At 64.7% G+C, this 18,591-nt stretch carries 19 protein-coding genes; 14 read left to right on the top strand and 5 right to left on the bottom strand.

The window, feature by feature from the left end; translation table 11 throughout:
* The first annotated feature begins 22 nt into the window (after nucleotides 1–22).
* On the top strand, nucleotides 23–181 hold the full coding sequence (locus ACOCG7_RS10025) for a hypothetical protein (RefSeq protein WP_244745260.1): 159 nt from the start codon (nucleotides 23–25) through the stop codon (nucleotides 179–181).
* Between the two features lie 90 nt (nucleotides 182–271).
* On the opposite strand, the gene ACOCG7_RS10020 is transcribed toward ACOCG7_RS10025, so the two are convergent.
* Both ACOCG7_RS10020 and imuA read right to left on the bottom strand, forming a co-directional pair.
* Nucleotides 272–1,741 carry a Y-family DNA polymerase gene (locus ACOCG7_RS10020; RefSeq protein ID WP_244745258.1) on the bottom strand — a complete coding sequence of 490 codons (1,470 nt, stop codon included), beginning with the start codon at nucleotides 1,739–1,741 and terminating at the stop codon, nucleotides 272–274.
* A complete protein-coding gene (gene imuA, locus ACOCG7_RS10015) occupies nucleotides 1,671–2,378 on the bottom strand; it encodes a translesion DNA synthesis-associated protein ImuA (RefSeq protein WP_073431715.1) in 708 nt (235 codons plus the stop codon). Before imuA ends, ACOCG7_RS10020 begins: the two co-directional genes overlap by 71 nt.
* A 293-nt stretch (nucleotides 2,379–2,671) precedes the next feature.
* Between imuA and ACOCG7_RS10010 the strand changes: the two genes are divergently transcribed.
* Nucleotides 2,672–3,673 carry an SDR family oxidoreductase gene (locus tag ACOCG7_RS10010; protein ID WP_244745256.1) on the top strand — a complete coding sequence of 334 codons (1,002 nt, stop codon included), beginning with the start codon at nucleotides 2,672–2,674 and terminating at the stop codon, nucleotides 3,671–3,673.
* A gap of 21 nt (nucleotides 3,674–3,694) precedes the next feature.
* Here ACOCG7_RS10010 and ACOCG7_RS10005 read toward each other — a convergent pair whose 3' ends face one another.
* Nucleotides 3,695–4,348: an NrsF family protein gene (locus ACOCG7_RS10005; RefSeq protein WP_154875033.1), complete on the bottom strand. Its 654-nt coding sequence runs from the start codon at nucleotides 4,346–4,348 to the stop codon at nucleotides 3,695–3,697.
* Nucleotides 4,345–5,004 carry a sigma-70 family RNA polymerase sigma factor gene (locus tag ACOCG7_RS10000; protein WP_244745254.1) on the bottom strand — a complete coding sequence of 220 codons (660 nt, stop codon included), beginning with the start codon at nucleotides 5,002–5,004 and terminating at the stop codon, nucleotides 4,345–4,347. Before ACOCG7_RS10000 ends, ACOCG7_RS10005 begins: the two co-directional genes overlap by 4 nt.
* Nucleotides 5,005–5,138: 134 nt before the next feature.
* On the opposite strand from ACOCG7_RS10000, the gene ACOCG7_RS09995 reads away from it, so the two are divergent.
* From ACOCG7_RS09995 to ACOCG7_RS09940, 12 genes are all read left to right on the top strand, one after another.
* Nucleotides 5,139–5,459, top strand: a complete 321-nt coding sequence (locus ACOCG7_RS09995) for a DUF2282 domain-containing protein (protein WP_244745251.1) — start codon at nucleotides 5,139–5,141, stop codon at nucleotides 5,457–5,459.
* Between the two features lie 13 nt (nucleotides 5,460–5,472).
* Nucleotides 5,473–6,363 carry a DUF692 domain-containing protein gene (locus tag ACOCG7_RS09990; RefSeq protein WP_244745249.1) on the top strand — a complete coding sequence of 297 codons (891 nt, stop codon included), beginning with the start codon at nucleotides 5,473–5,475 and terminating at the stop codon, nucleotides 6,361–6,363.
* Nucleotide 6,364: 1 nt separating this feature from the next.
* Nucleotides 6,365–7,141, top strand: coding sequence for a DNA-binding domain-containing protein (locus ACOCG7_RS09985; RefSeq protein ID WP_342346034.1), 777 nt, complete (start codon nucleotides 6,365–6,367; stop codon nucleotides 7,139–7,141).
* A gap of 8 nt (nucleotides 7,142–7,149) precedes the next feature.
* Nucleotides 7,150–7,629, top strand: coding sequence for a DoxX family protein (locus tag ACOCG7_RS09980; protein WP_421377600.1), 480 nt, complete (start codon nucleotides 7,150–7,152; stop codon nucleotides 7,627–7,629).
* Between the two features lie 449 nt (nucleotides 7,630–8,078).
* Nucleotides 8,079–8,438 carry a hypothetical protein gene (locus ACOCG7_RS09975; protein ID WP_073431722.1) on the top strand — a complete coding sequence of 120 codons (360 nt, stop codon included), beginning with the start codon at nucleotides 8,079–8,081 and terminating at the stop codon, nucleotides 8,436–8,438.
* A gap of 93 nt (nucleotides 8,439–8,531) precedes the next feature.
* The gene (locus ACOCG7_RS09970) at nucleotides 8,532–9,827 is read left to right on the top strand and encodes a TolC family protein (protein ID WP_244745246.1); all 1,296 of its coding nucleotides are present in this window, start codon (nucleotides 8,532–8,534) and stop codon (nucleotides 9,825–9,827) included.
* 11 nt (nucleotides 9,828–9,838) lie between these two features.
* Nucleotides 9,839–11,383 (top strand): efflux RND transporter periplasmic adaptor subunit, encoded by a 1,545-nt coding sequence (locus ACOCG7_RS09965; RefSeq protein ID WP_244745244.1) that lies wholly within the window; start codon nucleotides 9,839–9,841, stop codon nucleotides 11,381–11,383.
* Nucleotides 11,380–14,583, top strand: a complete 3,204-nt coding sequence (locus ACOCG7_RS09960) for an efflux RND transporter permease subunit (RefSeq protein WP_244745242.1) — start codon at nucleotides 11,380–11,382, stop codon at nucleotides 14,581–14,583. Before ACOCG7_RS09965 ends, ACOCG7_RS09960 begins: the two co-directional genes overlap by 4 nt.
* Complete coding sequence (locus tag ACOCG7_RS09955) at nucleotides 14,580–14,915, top strand: copper-binding protein (RefSeq protein WP_114164440.1); 336 nt, start codon at nucleotides 14,580–14,582, stop codon at nucleotides 14,913–14,915. The genes ACOCG7_RS09960 and ACOCG7_RS09955 overlap by 4 nt, the downstream gene beginning before the upstream one ends.
* Before the next feature lie 270 nt (nucleotides 14,916–15,185).
* On the top strand, nucleotides 15,186–15,365 hold the full coding sequence (locus ACOCG7_RS09950; RefSeq protein ID WP_227470417.1) for a hypothetical protein: 180 nt from the start codon (nucleotides 15,186–15,188) through the stop codon (nucleotides 15,363–15,365).
* Nucleotides 15,366–15,497: 132 nt separating this feature from the next.
* A complete protein-coding gene (locus ACOCG7_RS09945; protein ID WP_244745240.1) occupies nucleotides 15,498–15,812 on the top strand; it encodes a hypothetical protein in 315 nt (104 codons plus the stop codon).
* Nucleotides 15,813–15,913: 101 nt separating this feature from the next.
* Entirely contained in the window at nucleotides 15,914–16,231 is a 318-nt protein-coding gene (locus ACOCG7_RS09940) for a P-II family nitrogen regulator (protein WP_083080827.1), read from the top strand.
* A 58-nt stretch (nucleotides 16,232–16,289) separates the two neighbouring features.
* Here the strand turns inward: ACOCG7_RS09940 and ACOCG7_RS09935 are convergent, their stop codons facing one another.
* Nucleotides 16,290–18,533, bottom strand: a complete 2,244-nt coding sequence (locus tag ACOCG7_RS09935; RefSeq protein ID WP_244745238.1) for a copper-transporting P-type ATPase — start codon at nucleotides 18,531–18,533, stop codon at nucleotides 16,290–16,292.
* Between the last annotated feature and the right edge of the window lie 58 nt (nucleotides 18,534–18,591).

Below are 18,591 nucleotides of genomic sequence, written 5' to 3'. Positions count from 1 at the left end.
GAGATCAGCAATGGAGGTTCCGATGAGTGAAGCAGTGGCAATCGTCGTAGGTTCATTCGTGCTGGTGACGGCGACAGCATTCGTCGTCGCTCACTATCGCCGGGAGCAAATGCGCCGAAACCTGCTTGGACGGCTGGCTTATCATCGCGACGCGTACGGCCTGGGCAGCGCCCGGCGTTGAGCTTTCGCTCTCGCTAACCTGTGGTGAAGATCGGGTTGACGGCGTTCCTCGCGCAGGCGAGGCGCCGTCGAAGGCCGTATTCGTGGCGCTTCATCCGAACAGGCCATGAAGGAACCACCGCGGCTCTTCTTCCGCATCGCGACTGCTCATGCGCTCGCGGTATATCCAGAAACAGCTCTGGTCGTCACCCTGAGCGACGAAATAATCGCGCGTGACGAGTTCGCCATCGAACCACCCGCTCTCGATGCGTTCGCCAGGCGACACGAGGCGCAGCGGCGAACCGTAAAACGGGCGGTGTTTTCGCATTAGCAGGCGCACGGGTTTCTCCAGCAGCCAGGTGGGCCGCGGAAGCGCTTTCGGCAACCGTGTGCTTTCCGACGTGCTGCCGAGCGGCACCCATCGGTTGGCGATTTCGGGCCGGTAGTCCGCCGTTGGCGCGGGCCTGAGCACGTTGTCCTCGCCGAGCCGCGCGACCAGCAGTTCGACGAGACGGGCGTGGTCCGCGGCTAAGCCGCCGGGCTCGGGAAACAGCGTATCGGATGCCGGTGCGGCGGGCTGCACGTTCGATGCATCGAGCCGCAGCGCGATAACGGGGGCGGTCAGTTCAATGCGGCCAAGACGCTCCCTGACGAGTCGGACCAGATGATCCTCCCGCCATGTCGGCTCGCCCAGGGCAATCTCGATGGGCGTCGGCTCGATGGCCTGCCTGCCGCGTTCGTGTTCGAGCAGAAGCGTCGCGCCCGTCAGCGCCAGTTGCTTCGCGCACAGCCAGCCGCACAGTTGCACGATGAGACGATGCGCACCGAAAAGCGCCGCTTCCGCATGCTCGATACGATCGGGCATTTCAATGCGGGCGGAAAACGTGGGAGGGAGCGCCAGCCACTCGAACAGTTCCGGCGCCGTGCCGAAAGCGCGGTCTAGCGAGTCGAGCAGATGTTCGCCGCAACGTCGTTGCAGGCCCGCGCGCGGCAGCCGTCTCACGTCGGCAATCGTTTCGCAGCCGAGACCGGTGAACCAGTCGGCAAACGGCCTGATTTCCGGCACTGATTCCAATGGCAGCACCGACAGTTGCTGCTCCAGCGAATCGACCTTGAGCACGCGCCGGTTCCGGTTCCTCGCGAGCAGCCAGGCGCCTTGCCCGGTCGGCGCAGCGCTTATCCGCGCGGTCAGTCCGATGGCTTCGAGGATCGCTTTCGCCTGCCGGCATACAGCGAGCAGTCCGCCAAAGAGACGCAGGCTCGCGCCGATGTCCACCACGACAACCGCTTCGTCGAGAACCGCGACATCAGGTGAGAACCGCATGAGCGCCACGGCGACCTCGCGTTGCGCGGCATGCTCGCGGCCGGCGTCGCGTTCGTAAATTTCGATCTCCAGCGCGAGCGTCAGCACGCCGCCGCGTTTCATGCCGACCCGCACCCCCGCGGACCTGGCGACGCCATCCGCGATGAGCACCTTGTCCCGTTCGAGAACCACGCAGCCGTGCGCGGGCTCAGGCAGCCACTTCGGCCGGAAGACCTCGAGCTGCAACCGGGGCAGGTGAACGGCGAGAAATACGCGCATGGTGCGAAAACAGAACAGGTGTGGGTTGCAGGGGAATGGACAGAGGCTCTGCGCGTGCCGGACCTCGTCGCTTCGTGATGTCGACGGTCAGGCCGTCGCGTTCGGGTCGCAGCGCCAGCCGTAAAACCGCGGGAGAGGCATCCTGTGCCGACGCCAGCGGGCGGATCATGAAGAACAGCGTTTCCGAAGACTGGGCGGCCAGATGCAGCCGCCGCAGCGACGAGGTCTGAACGTGTTGCGCCCAGAACAGCAGTGCGCCGCAACTGCCGGCGCGCAGAATCTGCTCCGCGGCCCAGAGCGCGTCGGCTGTCTTCGGAGCCTGGACAACCATCAATTGTTCGGACGACAACCCGATGTATTCGAGGCCCAGGCCGTTCGGTACGTGCGGCGGCTGCACCATTGCAATCGGCCGCTTCTCCATTTCGCTGAGCGCGGGGCGCAATAGCCGCATTTCGCCCACGCCGGCCTGCTGCACCAGCAGGTCCACCAGCGCGCCGACCGGCCATCCGCCGCCGGGCAATTCCGCCGATAGCGCGGGATAGCCGGTATCCACGATATGCCCCCGGCTGCGCGCAAGCTGCGACGCCCGCCATAGCGACGGGTGGATGGCTTCGGGGACGGGCAGCGCGGTGGTCATTGGAGTTGCGGAAAAATCACTGTATGCATGTACAGTATCCTACACGGATTTTCGTAGCCACGAACAGGCACTTTTTTCGGGAAATTTTCAGGGAGAGGGCGCTGGCACGGCCATTAGAAAACCTCACGCCACTCGCCACTCGCCAAGCGGACTGCCCGAATGCCCAATCGCACCCAGACGACAAAATCGTCACGCCTGAACGCATGGCACGCCGCATGCAACGCATGCAGCACGAACCTGCCAACTCAAAACCCACGCGAACCCGCCCGCATTCACCGTCGACCGGAGGAACCATGTGGCGCAAGCTTGCTCGACCGCGAATCGTGGTGGTCACCGGCGCCAGCGCGGGCGTGGGCCGCGCTACCGCCCTCGCGTTCGCGCGTCGCGGCGTGCATGTCGCGCTGCTGGCGCGCGACCCCGCGGCGCTCGACGACACGGCAGCGCAAGTGCGCGCATGCGGCGTGCGCGCGTTGCCGATCGCACTCGACGTCAGCGACGCCGACGCCGTCGAAGCCGCCGCCGCGCGCGTGGAAGCGGAGCTGGGTCCGATCGACGTATGGGTCAACAACGCCATGCTCACCGTGTTCGGACCGATGGCAAGCCTGACGCCGAAGGAGTTCGCGCGGGTGACGGACGTGACCTACCTCGGTTACGTCTGGGGCACGATGGCCGCGTTAAAGCGCATGAGCGCGCGCAATCGCGGTTGCATCGTTCAGGTCGGCTCGGCGCTCGCCTATCGCGCGATTCCGCTGCAATCGGCCTATTGCGGCGCGAAGCATGCGATCCGCGGCTTTACCGACGCATTGCGCTGCGAACTGCTTCACGATCACAGCCGCGTCCATCTGACGATGGTGCAAATGCCCGCATTGAATACGCCGCAATTCGACTGGGCCGAGAACCGCATGCCCCACGCTCCGCAGCCGGTGGCGCCCGTTTTTCAGCCGGAAGTCGCCGCGCGCGCGATCGTCTGGGCGGCAACGCATCGTCGGCGTGAGGTGTATGTCGGGATATCGACGGTCAAGGCGATTGTCGCCAACCAGGTCGTGCCCGGCTGGCTGGACCGATATCTCGGCCGCACCGGCTATCAGGCGCAGCAAAGAGCCGCGCCGGCAAGCGATGCCGCGCCCTCGAATCTATGGCAACCGGTTGCCGGCGCGCATCGCGTTCATGGTCCATTCGACGGCGAGGCGAAGCGTCACAGCAGCGCGCTATGGCTCGATACGCATCGTCCGCTTGCGCTTGTCGCCGCGCTGAGCCTGGCCGCATTGACATGGCGGCGCTGGCCGCGCCGCTAGCCGGCGTGGCTGGTCGGCTCGTCAGCGCAGCGCGATCCAATCCAGCAGCCGCTGACCGTAGCGGCCGCTCAACGCCAGATAAAGCGCGGCGACGCCGAGGTTCCACAGCAGGATCATCGCGGTCGCGTCGAGAGGATGGAAAATCGACAAGGCCACCGCGGTCATTGCAGCGACCGCGAGACTACCCGCCATCACGACCGGTCCCGGCGCCAGCCGGGCGGCGTGGCGCAGCATGATCAGCATCACGAGCGATAGCGGCATGCCGACCAGTACCAGGGTCGCGAAGCATCTTGCCGTTTCGCCGACAGACATGCCTTCCGGTCCGATCGCGATCCAATTGGTCAGGCAACCGTAGCCAATCGTGGCGACCCACGTGAGCGCAGCCGGTGCCGGCAACAGAAGCCAATGGCGTGACCGGCCCGGCACGCTGGCAATCAATGCCGCGACGGCGGCCAGAATGCCGGTGGCCGTGGCCGCGGCCATGCCGATGACGAATAGCGGCTGATGCAGCTTGACCGCCAGGTCGGCGCGCACTCCATGCGCGACACCGACGAAGAGCATCACAACCGCGGCAAACAGCAACCAGCACGCGGCTCTCGCCGCTGGCGAGCGCAGACGCCGCACCGGCGTGGCATCCGCGGCGAGCACGTCGATCAGGTCGGAGGTGCGGGTCATGATTTGCTACCTCGCTGCGGGAACATCTCCCGTAATCGTTTCATGGCCCGATGCGTGGCGACTTTCAACGCGGCAACCGACGTTCCGCTTGCAGCCGCGGCTTCTTGCAGCGACATCTCCTGCAATTTGAGCATGCGCATCGCGTCGCGTTGTCCGACAGGCAATTGCTCGATTGCTTCCCTGACCAGGCGGGCATTCACCGTCTCTTCCTCTAAGTTCGCTTCATCGGCGGCAAAGGTTTCCAACTGATTTTCCGTTGACGATTCATGCGAGCCAACACGGCCGCGCCGGCGCAGACCGTCGACGATGCGCCGGTTTGCGATGGCGACCAGCCACGGCCCGAACGGACGCGAAGGGTCATACGTGTTGCGCACGGAGTGCACGGTCAGCAGCACATCCTGAACCGTGTCTTCGATGTCATCGGCATTGCGGATGTGTCGTGCCGCGAGCGCACGAAGGTAGGGCGTGATGTCCTGGAGCAACCGGCGATAGGTCTGGGCGTCGCCCATTTGCGCGCTGGCCATCATGGCGGACCAGTCGAGTTTGCCGTCGGCGCGACGGGTCGCCGGCGCTTGCCGAGCGGCCGGCGCGATCGACGCCAGGCTCTCTCTTTCGGAACCAGGAACGGGACTCGGCGGGGGGGGATGCCGTTGCATGCCGAAATTTTGTGGCGGGGAGCCCGGATTGTCACGCGGAAAAAGTTTGAGCGGACCGTAACCTTTTGCGGCGCTCGGCCGAACCTTCCTGCACGGCCCACAATGTCCGGCCGCAACCCTCAGGAGGATGCGTGATGAACAAACACAGGATGACGGCCTCGACCTTGTCTTCGGCAATCGGCCTGGCGCTCGCCATGCAGATCGCGCCTGTTCAGGCCCAGGCCATGAAGGACATGAGCACGATGCCGCAAGTCGTGAAAGACAACATGGCCCGGATGGAAGCGAACAAACTGCAAAAGTGCTACGGCATCAACGCCGTGTCGAAAAACGACTGCGCTGAAGGCGCCCATTCCTGCGCCGGACAATCCACCCAGGCGCGCGACCCCAAGTCATTCGTTTTGCTGCCCGCCGGCGATTGCAGCAAGATCCAGGGCGGCAAGCTGAAGCCGGCGTGAGGAGGGAAGGGTCATGGATGCCGCTTCCGGCGCCTCGCACTATGCCCACGGCCTGATTCCGGCGTGCGCCGGCGTCGGGCTGCGCTTTCGGCACCATCACGAGGTTGTCGAACGGCATCCGCCCGCCGCCTGGTTCGAGGTGCATACCGAGAACTACATGGGCGGCGGCCTCGCGCCAGGATACCTGGATGCGATTCGCCGGGATTACCCGATCTCGCTTCACGGGGTGGGCCTTTCTCCCGGCAGCGTCGACGGCATGGATGCCCGGCATCTCGAGCGTGTGCGCGCCGTCATCGAGCGGGTCGAGCCCGGCCTCGTTTCTGAACACCTGTCATGGAGCGTAAGCGGTGGCGTCTATCTCGCCGACCTGTTGCCGCTGCCGATGACGGAAGAAGCGCTGACCCTCGTATGCAGTCACGTTGACCAGGTGCAAACCTGTTTGCGGCGGCGCATTTCATTGGAAAACCCGTCCACGTATCTGCGTTTTCGCCACTCGACTATTCCTGAGTGGGCGTTTCTCGCCGAGGTCGCGCGGCGCACGGGATGCGGCATCCTCTGCGACGTCAACAACATCTATGTCAGTGCCGGCAATCACGGCTGGAACGCACAGGTTTATCTCGATGCCTTGCCGCCCGAATCGGTGACCGAGATTCACCTGGCCGGACACAGCGTGCGTCAGCTCGACGAGGGCCGAATAATCCGCATCGACGACCACGGCTCACGCGTCGCGCCCGCCGTGTGGGACCTGTTCGAACTGGCGCTCAGGCGTTTCGGACCGGTTCCCACGCTGATCGAATGGGACACCGATGTGCCGCCGCTCGAGGTTCTGATGGAAGAAGCCGCGCTTGCGGATGCCGCTATCGGGAGGCAGGGAAATGACGACTTGTGCGCCAACGCTGCATGACTTGCAATGCGCGGTGCGCCGGGACTTGCTTGGGCTTGCCGATGGCGATGCAGCCGCGTATGTGATAGCCGATGGCCTCGCTCCGCAGGCGCGGCTCGCGATTTATCGGAACACGGCGAATAGCACGCTGCTTACGGCATTGCGGCTCACTTATCCGGCCGTGCGGGCTTTGGTTGGAGACGAATTCTTCGAAGGCGCGGCTCGACTTTTTATCGAGCAATGCCCACCGTCGAGCGCGCACCTGGATAGCTACGGCGACAGGTTCGCGGATTTTCTGGCGCGGATGCCGGAAGCGGCGTCGCTCGTCTATCTGCCGGATACCGCACGACTCGAATGGGCCGTGAATGAGGCGCTGCACGCAGCCGACGCAACGCCGCTCGATCTACGCCGCCTCGAACAACTGGATGAAGCCGGCATGCAAGCCGTACGGTTTTTGCCGAGTCCCGCAATACGAATGATGGAGTCGGCGTTTCCCATCGACGCCATCTGGCACGCGGTATTGTCAAGGGACGATAGCGCGTTGGCGGACATCGATCTGGCGGCTGATCCGGTCTGTTTGTCTATCCAACGGGCACCTTCCGGCGTCGACGTGAACCGGATGACGAAAGGGCAATACCGCTTCACGGCTGCGTTGCTTGCGGGACGCCCTTTGCATGACGCCCTGGCCGATGCGCCGGACGCTGAAACTTCCGTCTGGCTCGCACACCTTCTTGTATCTGGATGCTTTGTCGATATCCGTCTGTCGAACGAGGCATCCAGCCGAACAGCCGAGAGGTAGCCCCCATGATGCCGGAATCTCGATCCGCTCATCGCAGTTCGATACTGACTGAGCGCATCCTGCGCACCGTGGGATGGCTGGAGCGCGTGCCGTATACGGTTCTCGCGCTTCCACTGAGGCTTGCTGTCGCCACGGTCTTCTGGAACTCGGCGATGACCAAACTGGCCGACTGGAATGCCGCGCTCCAGTTGTTCAGGGAAGACTATCGACTACCGTTGCTGCCGCCCGAGCTTGCCGCCTACATGGCTGTGTCGATCGAACTGACCGCGCCTGTGCTGCTTGTGCTCGGCCTCGCGACGCGACCCGTGGCATTCGTCCTGCTCGGCATGACAACGGTCATCGAGGTGTTCGTGTATCCGCAGGCATGGCCCACGCACATTCAATGGGCCGCGATGCTGTTGGTCCTGCTGTGCCGGGGCGCCGGCAAGTGGTCATTGGATCAATGGTTATTCAGACGCTTTGGCATCCGCTGCGCATCACGGACATGACGTGGCATACGCCCGGCCGGCCGCCACGATAGCAATGGGTCGAGCATGTCGCTGCGGTGACCAGAAAGTCATTTCGGCGTCACGGCTCGTTCAGGCGCCGCGCTCCATCATCCAGAGATGAAGACACCATCCATAGCCCGTGTTCGCTTCGTCATTGCAATAGCGACGGCTGTCGTCGCGCTCGCCGGCTGTCAGAGCGCGGCCACGTCGAGCCGCTCAGCCGTCGTGAGCGGCCTGGCCGTGAGCCCACGCTCGGGCGACTCGCCGCAATTGCCGAAGTCCTATCCCTGCCAGAACCTGCACGTGAAAATGCCGGCTTGCCCGCCGAGATGACATGGGCCTGGCGCGCGAATTGCATCGCCCAAGCCCGCAGCCGGCTGCGTGCGACAAGTCACGCCGGCGATAAATTCCCCGAACATGGATAAGACTGCTCCCGTATAATTCCGGCCATGAAATTGCTCCGGACATTGCTCCTCCTGCTGCTTTGCGCCGTGCTGCCCATCAGTGGGCTGGCGGCGAGCGGGTTGACGGGAGAATGTCCAATGCAAATGAGCATGGGCGCCGACGAGGGCGGTGCGACGTCCGCGGAAATGCCTGGGTGCGAGACCATGAAATCGTCGCAACCCGAGAAAGCCAAGGGCTTCTGCAAGGCAACGGCGCAATGCCAGCTCGGCAGCCTGTATCACCCGGTCTCCCGTACTGAAGTCACCCGTCCCGCCGGACTCTCGATTCCGGTTGCTTTCCACTACGCCGACTCGCTGCCCGTCCGTGAACCGGCCGGTCCCTGGCGACCTCCTCGCGTCATCTAATCCCTTTCTGACAGGTTCACCGCGTTCGCGGTGAGGGTCGTCCTGCGTTCAGGACGTGGATTCCCTATGGGAGTCCGCCGTTGGGGTTCGAACATGCCTTTAACCATTGACGCGCCGTCATGCCGGCGCGCACCCTTGCGCGCGCATTGGCTGTGCGCCGCGCTGATTCTCGCGAGCGCCGCTGCGCGCGCGCAGCAAGCACCCGTCACGCTCGATGCGGCACTTCAGGCCGCTACCGACCGCTCCGCCATCATGGCGGCGGCGCAGGCATCGGTGCGCGCCGGTTCGGAAGCGGCCGTGCGGGCCGGCCAGTTGCCCGATCCGATGCTCAAGGCCGGCGTCGATAACCTGCCGGTGAACGGGCCGCAACGATTCACCATCGGTCAGGACTTCATGACCATGCGCCGCGTCGGCATCGAACAGGAATGGGTATCCGGCGACAAACGCCGGCTGCGCTCCGCGCTCGCGAACGGCGTGGTGGACCGCGAGCGGGCCGGCTATCTCGCGCAGCTCGCGAACACCCGTCAACAGACGGCCGCGGCGTGGCTGAACGCGGTCTATGCAAAGAAGGCGGTTTCGCTGCAGCAGGAACTCGTTGAGCACATGAGTCATGAGCTGGATGCGACGAGGGCGTCCTATCGTGGCGCGAAGTCGACCGCGGCCGACGTGACCCAGGCCGAGGCGCTGCTCGCTCAGGCCCAGGACCAGATGCTCAAGGCCCGGCAGACCTTGCAGACCGCGCTCATCGCGCTGTCCCGGTGGACGGCGAGCGCCGTTGCCGACGTGAGCGGCGAGCCGCCGGCGCCGCAGTCGTATGTGCCAGCGCTGCCGCCGCAAGAACTGAGCGAGGTGCAGCCGGTGCTGGTCGCCGCGTCGCGCGACATCGCCGTGGCCGACGCCGATACGGCCGTCGCGAACAGCAACCGCAGCCCCAACTGGACGTGGGAAGTCGCCTACCAGCAGCGCGGCGGCGGATTCTCCAACATGGTGTCGGTCGGGGTGAGCATTCCGCTGCCGATCCATCGCAAGAACTATCAGGACCGTGACGCGGCCGAGAAAGCCGAGCTCGGCACCAGGGCGCGCCTGCTGTACGAGGACGCGCAACGGCAAGTGACAGCGGACATCCAGACTCAGTCCGCGACGCTTGCCAGCGGCCGCGAGCGCATCGCCAATCTCACGCACGCGCTGTTGCCGCTCGCGGAGCAGCGCGTGCGCCTGGCGGTGGCGGCGTACAAGGCGGGTACCGGTTCGCTCGCGGACACGTTTGCCGCGAGACGTGCGCAACTCGACGCCGAGCTTCAGGTGCTCGACTTGCAGCGAGACGTCTCGCAGACCTGGGCGCAACTGGAATACCAGGTCGTGCCTGCCTCGATGTCCGTCAGTCAGTGAAGGAGAACACCATGCAAACGAAACCACTGGCGCGCGCGGTTCTGATGACGTCCATCGCCGGGGCGCTGTTAGGCGCGGGCTATCTCGCCGGCACGCGGCGCGCGCCGGCGACGGGCTCCGGCGCATCGGCGGCCTCCGCCTCCACCTCTGCCTCCGCAAACACGATCGACCCCAAGACGGGCCGCAAGGTTCTGTACTGGCACGACCCGATGGTGCCGAACCAGCACTTCGACAAGCCGGGCAAGTCGCCTTTCATGGACATGCAACTCCAGCCGGTCTACGCCGACGAAGGTGCCGCGGGCGGCATCAGGATCGACCCAGGCCTTCAGCAAAACCTCGGCATCCGCTACGCCACCGTGCGCCGGCACGAAACGATGGAAGGATTCGATGCCGTCGGCACAACGCAGTTCGACGAATCGCGCTCGGAGGTGGTGCAGTCGCGCGTGACGGGTTACATCGATCGTTTGCATGCCAGCGCACCGATGCAGCCGATCGCGAAGGGCGCACCGATTGCGTCGCTGTTCGTGCCCGACTGGCTCGCGCCGCAGGAAGAATATCTCGCGCTCAAGCGCAGCGGCATCGACAGCGGCATGCTCGAAGCGTCGCGCGCGCGCATGCGTGCGCTGTCGATTCCCGATGGCGTCATCGCGGCTCTCGACCGGACGGGCAAGGCGCAGACACATGTCGTGCTGTCGTCGCCGGAAACCGGCGTGCTGAGCGAACTGAACGTCAGGGACGGCGCGATGGTGACGCCAGGGCAAACGCTCGCCAAGGTCGCCGGTCTGTCGAAGCTCTGGCTCATCGTCGAAATTCCCGAAGCGCTTGCGCTGGGCGTGCGGCCAGGCATGACCGTCGATGCGACGTTTGCCGGAGACCCGGCCCGGCACTTCAACGGGCAGATTCGCGAGATCCTGCCCGGCATCAGCACCACCAGCCGCACGCTGCAAGCGCGCCTCGAAATCGACAACGCCGCGCTCGAACTGACGCCCGGCATGCTGATGCGCGTGCGTGTGGGCGCACAGAAGCCGGTCTCGCGTCTGCTCGTTCCGGCCGAGGCGGTCATCACCACGGGCAAGCGCTCGGTCGTCATCGCGAGGAACGGCGATGGCCGCTTGCAGCCCGTTGCGGTCACGGTCGGCAACGACATCGGCAACGAAACCGAAGTGCTGAGCGGCCTGAGCGACGGCGAGCAGGTCGTCGCGTCCGGTCAGTTCCTGATCGATTCCGAAGCCAGTCTGAAGTCGCTTTTGCCGCGGCTGGAGGGCGGCGCGGGCACGGCTCCAGGCGCTCCTGAGCCTGCGTCCGCAGCGGCTGCGGCAGTGGCCCCAACCTACGAGACCACCGGCAAGGTCGAGAAAGTGACCGCCGAGGACATCACGTTCTCGCATCAACCCGTTCCGGGCCTGGGCTGGGGCGCGATGACGATGGCGTTCAACAAGCCCTCGCCCAATGCGTTTGCGAACGTGAAGGCGGGCGACATGGTGCATTTCGCGTTCAGGCAGTCGGATGACGGCTACCAGTTGACCAAGGTCGAACCGCTTGGAGGCGCCAAATGATTGCACGCCTCATAAGATGGTCGATCCATAACCGCTTCCTCGTGCTGCTGGCGACGGTGCTCGTCACGGCGTGGGGCGTCTACTCGGTCACGCAAACGCCGCTCGATGCGCTGCCGGACCTCTCCGACACCCAGGTCATCATCAAGGCGTCGTATCCGGGCAAGGCGCCGCAGGTGATCGAGGACCAGGTCACGTATCCGCTCACCACCACGCTGCTCGGCGTGCCTGGTGCAAAAACCATCCGCGCGTATTCGTCGTTCGGCGATGCCTTCGTGTATGTGCTGTTCGACGACAAGACCGACCAGTACTGGGCGCGCTCGCGCGTGCTCGAGTACCTGAACCAGGTGCAGAGCCGTCTGCCCCAAGGAGCGACCGTCTCGCTTGGACCGGATGCGACCGGCGTCGGCTGGGTGTACGAATATGCGCTGGTCGACAGGACGGGGCAGCACGACCTCGGACAACTGCGCGCGCTGAACGACTGGTTCCTGAAGTTCGAACTGAAGTCGGTGCCGGATGTTTCGGAGGTGGCCAGCATCGGCGGCATGGTGCGCCAGTACCAGGTCGTGCTCGACCCCGACAGGCTGCGGGCGTACGGCATCACCCAGACGACGGTGGCCGACGCGCTCGGCAAGGCGAATCAGGAATCGGGCGGCTCGGTGGTGGAAATGGCGGAGTCCGAATACATGGTCCGCTCGTCCGGCTACCTGCATACGCTCGACGATTTCCGCAACGTCGTGCTGCGCGCGAACGATGCCGGCACGCCGGTGCTGCTCGGCGACGTGGCGCGCATCCAGATCGGACCGGAGATGCGGCGCGGCATCGCGGAACTGAACGGTCAGGGCGAAGTAGCGGGCGGGGTGGTCGTGATGCGCTCCGGCAAGAACGCGCTGAAAACGATCGACGCGGTGAAGGCGAAACTGGCCGCACTCAAGCGCTCACTGCCGGCGGGGGTCGAAGTCGTGACGACCTACGACCGCTCGCAATTAATCGAACGCGCGGTGGATAACCTGAAGGACAAGCTCATCGAGGAATTCATCATCGTCGGGCTCGTCTGCGCGGTGTTCCTGTTTCATCTGCGCAGCGCCTTCGTCGCCATTCTGTCGCTGCCGCTCGGCGTGCTGACCGCGTTCATCGTGATGCGCTATCAAGGGGTCAACGCGAACCTCATGTCGCTGGGCGGCATTGCGATTGCCATCGGCGCGATGATCGACGCGGCCATCGTGATGATCGAGAACGCCCACAAGCATCTCGAAGCGTACGACCACGACCACCCTGACAAGCCGATCACGACGGCACGGCGCTGGGAACTCATCGCCATTTCCGCAACGGAGGTCGGGCCGGCATTGTTCTTCTCGCTGCTCATCATCACGCTGTCGTTCATCCCGGTGTTCTCGCTGGAAGGGCAGGAGGGCAAGCTGTTTTCGCCTCTGGCGTTCACCAAGACCTACACGATTGCGGCTGCGGCCGGTTTGTCGGTGACGCTGATGCCGGTCCTCATGGGCTACCTGATCCGCGGCCGCATTCCGCACGAGAACGCCAATCCCATCAACCGCGTGCTGATCCGGCTGTACCGTCCGTGGCTGGAAGCGACGCTGCGCCGGCCGTGGATCGCGATTGGCATCGCCGTTCTCGCGCTGGTCATCACGCTTGTTCCTGTATCGCGGCTCGGCGGCGAGTTCATGCCGCCGCTCGACGAAGGCGACCTGCTCTACATGCCGACCGCGCTTCCCGGCATTTCAGCAGCGAAGGCGGGCGAACTCTTGCAGCAGACCGACCGGCTCATCAAGACGGTGCCCGAGGTCGCCACGGTGTTCGGCAAATCGGGACGCGCCGACACGGCCACCGACCCCGCGCCGCTGGAGATGTTCGAGACCACGATCCAGTTCAAGCCGCGCGACCAGTGGCGACCCGGCATGACGCCGGAGAAGCTCGTCGATGAACTGGACCGGACCGTCAAGGTGCCGGGGCTGTCGAACGTGTGGGTGCCGCCGATCCGCAATCGCCTGGACATGCTGTCGACCGGCATCAAGACGCCGGTGGGCGTGAAGATTTCAGGCAGCGAGTTGTCGCAAATCGACGGCATCGCGGCGCAGGTCGAGGCGGCGGTGAAGGACGTTCCGGGCGTGACATCCGCGTTGGCCGAACGCCTGAATGGCGGCCGCTACATCGACGTCGATATCGACCGGCTGGCGGCGGCCCGCTACGGGCTTGCCGTGGCGGATATCCAGTCGGTGGTTTCGTCGGCGGTAGGCGGTGACAAGGTCGGCGAAGTCATTGCGGGGCGGGAGCGCTTTCCCATCAACATCCGCTATCCGCGTGAAATCCGCGATTCGCTGGAGAAGCTGCGTGAGCTACCGGTCGTCACGGAGCGCGGTGCGCAGATCCGGCTCGGCGATGTCGCGCGCATCACGATTGCCGATGGCCCGCCGATGATCCGCAGCGAGAACGCCAGGCTCTCCGGTTACGTCTACGTCGATATCCGCAACACGGACCTGCAATCCGCCGTGAAGGCGATGCAGCGCGCCGTGGCGGAAAAAGTCGTGCTGCCGCCCGGCTACTCGATTGCGTGGTCCGGGCAGTTCGAGTATCTGGAGCGCGCGGCGGCGAAGCTGCGCACCGTCATTCCGGTGACGCTCGCCGTCATCTTCGTGCTGCTGTTTCTCACGTTCGATTCGGTGGCCGATGCGCTGCTGCTGATGTCGACGGTGCCGTTCGCGCTGGTCGGCGGTTTCTGGCTCATCTGGATTCTCGGGCATGCGGTATCCGTTGCGACCGCCGTCGGCTTCATCGCGCTCGCGGGCGTGGCGGCGGAATTCGGCGTGGTCATGCTGCTGTACCTGAAGGGCGCGCTGAACCGCAGGCTCGAAGCCGGCGAGCCGCTGAGCGAGGCGCTGCTGTTCGACGCGATCCGGGAAGGCGCCGTGTTGCGCGTGAGGCCGAAAGCCATGACGGTCGCGGTCGTGCTCGCGGGTCTCATACCCATCATGGTCGGACACGGTGCCGGCTCGGAAGTGATGCAGCGCATCGCCGCGCCGATGGTCGGCGGCATGGTCACCGCGCCGCTGCTGTCGATGTTCGTGATTCCCGCCGCCTGGTTTCTGCTCCAGCGCCGTCGCGCGAGACAGGAATGTGATGCGCGGTCACACCATGCAACTTCCGGCATGAACGTGCCATCTACCCAAACTGGAGAGACTCAATGAAGACATTGATTATTGCATCCGTTGCTTTCGGAGCCATCGTTGCGGCGCCCGCGTTTGCTGAAGAAGGTATGGACATGTCCAAGCCGTCGACTTCGAAAACGTCATCCAACACTGCGCTCACCAATGCCGAAGTGATGAAGGTCGATCCGGCCACCGGCATGGTCACGCTAAAGCACGGAGCGCTGGAAAACGTCGGCATGCCGCCGATGACCATGGCCTTCAAGGCGAAAGATGCTGCAATGGTCAAGCAGGTTCACGAGGGCGACAAGGTCAAGGTCCGCGTCGAAAACGTTGACGGTACGCTGACCATCGTGAAACTGGAAAAGCATTGACGAGGTACTGATACGGCACTCGTCGAGCCAGCACGCAACAGGTCCGGCCGCGGGCCGTAGCGATGCGCCGCGGCAGCGCCTATACTGGGATTCATGAAAGTGTGGGCCAAATTCGTCGCGTGCTTTCTGATTGCGTGGTTGCCGCTGCTCGGCTACCCGGCGCAGGCGGCATTGTGTCCGATGGCGGCGTCGGTGGCCGCGCATCAACAGAGGCAAGCTTCGCACGCATCCGACATGACTGCGTGCGAGCAACCTGCAAGGCATCACACCATGAATGCCCAAGCTGCGTGCCACGGCGGCATGGGCGGCCTCGCCTGCGGCGTGCCCGCCATACCGGCGAGGTACGCCGTTATCGTCGTACCTTCCGCGCCTGTCTACCGGGCTGTCGCCCGTACCTTCACGGAACAGTTCATCCCCGAACTGCCGGCACCTCCACCGCGCTTGCTGTAACTCCCTCGTCGGCAGGGACGAATGGTTCCGCACCGTGGCTCGCGCACGTCCGCCACGCACGAAACTAGCGTCGCGCCGCACGTTGGAGACTGCTTTCTCGGCGATACGATCGAACCGAATCCGGAGACTGACATGATCACGAAATTTATCCGAGCAGCGGCGCTGTCGGCGCTGCTGTCAATGACAGCCACTGTCGCCGTGTCGGCTGGTGGCGCGCGCAACGACGGAAGCTCGCCAGCGCAAACACGAGAACGCGGCGATTCCATGATGGGAATGGGAGGAATGGGAGGAATGGGCGGCGGCATGATGGGTAGCTGTCCAATGATGGGCGGCAATATGGGCATGGACCCCAAGACCGCGATGCGCATGCACGCCGACATGATGCGCGCGATGAGCGACATCATGCTCAAGTATGCCGGTCAGGCCGGAGCGACCCCGTCGAAATAAGCGCTTCGGCATTCATCTTTTCTGACGGCATGACACGGCGGGTGCGACATGGGCGGTCGTCGCACCGTTTCTCGCTGTTTTCCTCGGTCATTGAGGGCAACATGGAACTGAAATGCGTTGTTGCAATTGTTCGGCCTGAAGTCCTCGAGGTGCTGGAGCGCCGGTTGGGCGCAGTACATGTTCATGGACTGACCATCACCCAGGTAAAAGGATTCGGCGCGCACCCGAACCCGTTCTCTAACGACTGGACAACCGGGCATATCAAGATCGAGGTCTTCACGCAGGGCGAAGCTGTCGATGCGCTGGTTCGGGAAATCCTGAACATTGCATACGGCACTGCGGGCGAAGACGGAATCGTCGCGGTCCTCCCGGTGGAGCGCTTTCTACGCGTGAGTACCGCGTCCGAGGCGGCTCCGTGAACCAGACGGCGGTGGATGCGGCGCATCGCCGCGCCGCCTTCGCCGGCAGGAGGCGCGGCTACGTGCGCGCCGCCCGCAAGCGAAGCGCGTTGCCTATGACCGATACCGAGCTCAGCGCCATTGCCGCGCTCGCGATGATGGGGCTGAGCAGGATGCCGAGCCAGGGATACAGCACGCCTGCCGCGACAGGAATGCCAATGACGTTGTAGGCGAACGCGAAGAACAGGTTCTGCCGGATGTTCTTCATCGTTGCGACGCTCAGGGTGCGGGCTCGCGCGATACCGCGCAGGTCGCCTTTGACCAGCACGACGCGGGCGCTGTTCATCGCGACGTCCGTGCCGGTGCCCATCGCGATCCCGACATTGGCCTGAGCGAGTGCGGGCGCGTCGTTGACGCCGTCGCCCGCCATCGCGACCACGTGCCCTTGCTGCTGCAATTCCTGTACGTGCTTGTACTTGTCCTGCGGCAGAACGCCCGCTTTGACCCCGTCGAGCGACAGCGTTTTCGCCACCGCGTTGGCCGTTACCGGATTGTCGCCGGTCAGCATGATGATCCTGATGCCCGAGGCCTTCAGCAGTTGCACGGCCTCGGCTGTCGTGCCCTTGACCGGGTCGGCCACGCCGATATAACCGGCGAGTCTGCCGTCCACGGCCAGATACATGATGGTTTGGCCCGCTTCGCGCAGCCGGTCCACGTCCGCGTTGACGGCCACGCAGTCGATCTTCGCATCGTCCATGAGCCCCGTGTTTCCCAGCAGGGCGGCGTGACCGTCGATCTTGCCGCTCACGCCTTTGCCGACGATCGCGTCGAACCCGTCGACCGGCTTCGTCGCCGCGTTGTTCTCCTGCGCCCGCGAGACGATGGCCTGCGCCAGCGGATGTTCGCTCGGTCCTTCGAGACTGGCCGCGTAGCCGAGCACCGATGCCTCGGTGTGGTCCGCCAATGCGACGACCGTCTGAACACGAGGTTTGCCCTCGGTGAGCGTGCCGGTCTTGTCGACCACCAGCGTGTCGACTTTCTCCATCAGTTCGAGTGCTTCCGCGTCCTTGATGAGCACGCCTTCCTTCGCGCCGCGCCCGACTCCCACGATGATGGAGACGGGCGTCGCCAAACCGAGGGCGCAGGGGCACGCGATGATGAGCACGCTGATCGCGACGACGAGCGCGTTCGCGAGCGCGGGCGCTGGACCGATAACCGCCCAGACGACGAACGACACCGCGGCGATGCCGATGACGGCCAGCACGAACCAGCCCGACACCTGGTCAGCCAGTTTCTGAATCGGCGCGCGCGAGCGGCCGGCCTCGGCGACCATCTGGACGATTCTTGCAAGCAACGTGTCCGCGCCGACCTTTTCGGCGCGCATCAGAAACGTACCGGTCTGGTTGACCGTCGCGCCGGTCACCTTGCTGCCGGCCATTTTTTCCGAGGGGATGGATTCGCCGGTAATCATCGATTCGTCGACGCTCGAACGGCCTTCGGTGACGACGCCATCGACCGGAACCTTCGAGCCGGGCTTCACCCGCAACGTGTCGCCGATCGCGACGGCTTCCAGCGGCACGCTTTCTTCCGCGCCATTCGCGCCGACGCGAACCGCCGTGTGCGGCGCGAGGTTCAACAGGTCCTGGATCGCGCTCGACGTGCGCGAGCGGGCGCGCAACTCCAGCACCTGCCCGAGCAGTATCAGCGTCACGATGACCGAGGCGGCCTCGAAGTACAGCGGCAATTCATGCCCGCGCCGGAACGCGTGAGGCAAGGCATCGGGGAAAAACAGTGCGAACACACTGAAGAAGTACGCAGCCGAGACGCCCAGCGCGATGAGACTGAACATGTTCAGTTGGCGCGTGCGGAACGATTTCGCGCCACGCTCCAGAAAGGGCCAGCCCGCCCACAGCACGACCGGTGTGGCGAGTACGGCCTGCACGCATTGCGACCAGGTCGCCGGCATCCAGTGGGGCAGGGCCAGCCAGTTGCCGGTCCGGTCGATAACCGCGCTCACATCGTAGGACGTCAACATCGGCCCCATGGTCATCACGAGCAGCGGTATCGACAGCGCGAGCGCGACCCAGAACCGGCGCGTCATCGATTCGAGCTCGACGTTGCGTTCCTCGACCGCGAGCGGCGTGACGGGTTCGAGCGTCATTCCGCAGATAGGGCAATTGCCGGGGGCCGACGCGCGTATCTGCGGATGCATCGGACAGGTATAGACCACGCCAGGCGTGTTGCCGCTGTCGCCGCGATGGCGAGCCGGAAAGGCAGGGCGGCCGTGGACCGGCGCCGGCGCGTGAGCATGGGAATGCGACATGGAAAACCCTCCACTAGGAGTCAGCCGGCGTGCGCGGCATGAGCGTGGTGAACCTCGA

Source organism: Paraburkholderia sp. DD10 (assembly GCF_049177125.1).
Classification (GTDB): Bacteria; Pseudomonadota; Gammaproteobacteria; order Burkholderiales; family Burkholderiaceae; genus Paraburkholderia; species Paraburkholderia terricola.
Note: the sequence above shows the minus strand (reverse complement) of the source record. Positions and strands in the feature narration are given on the sequence as shown.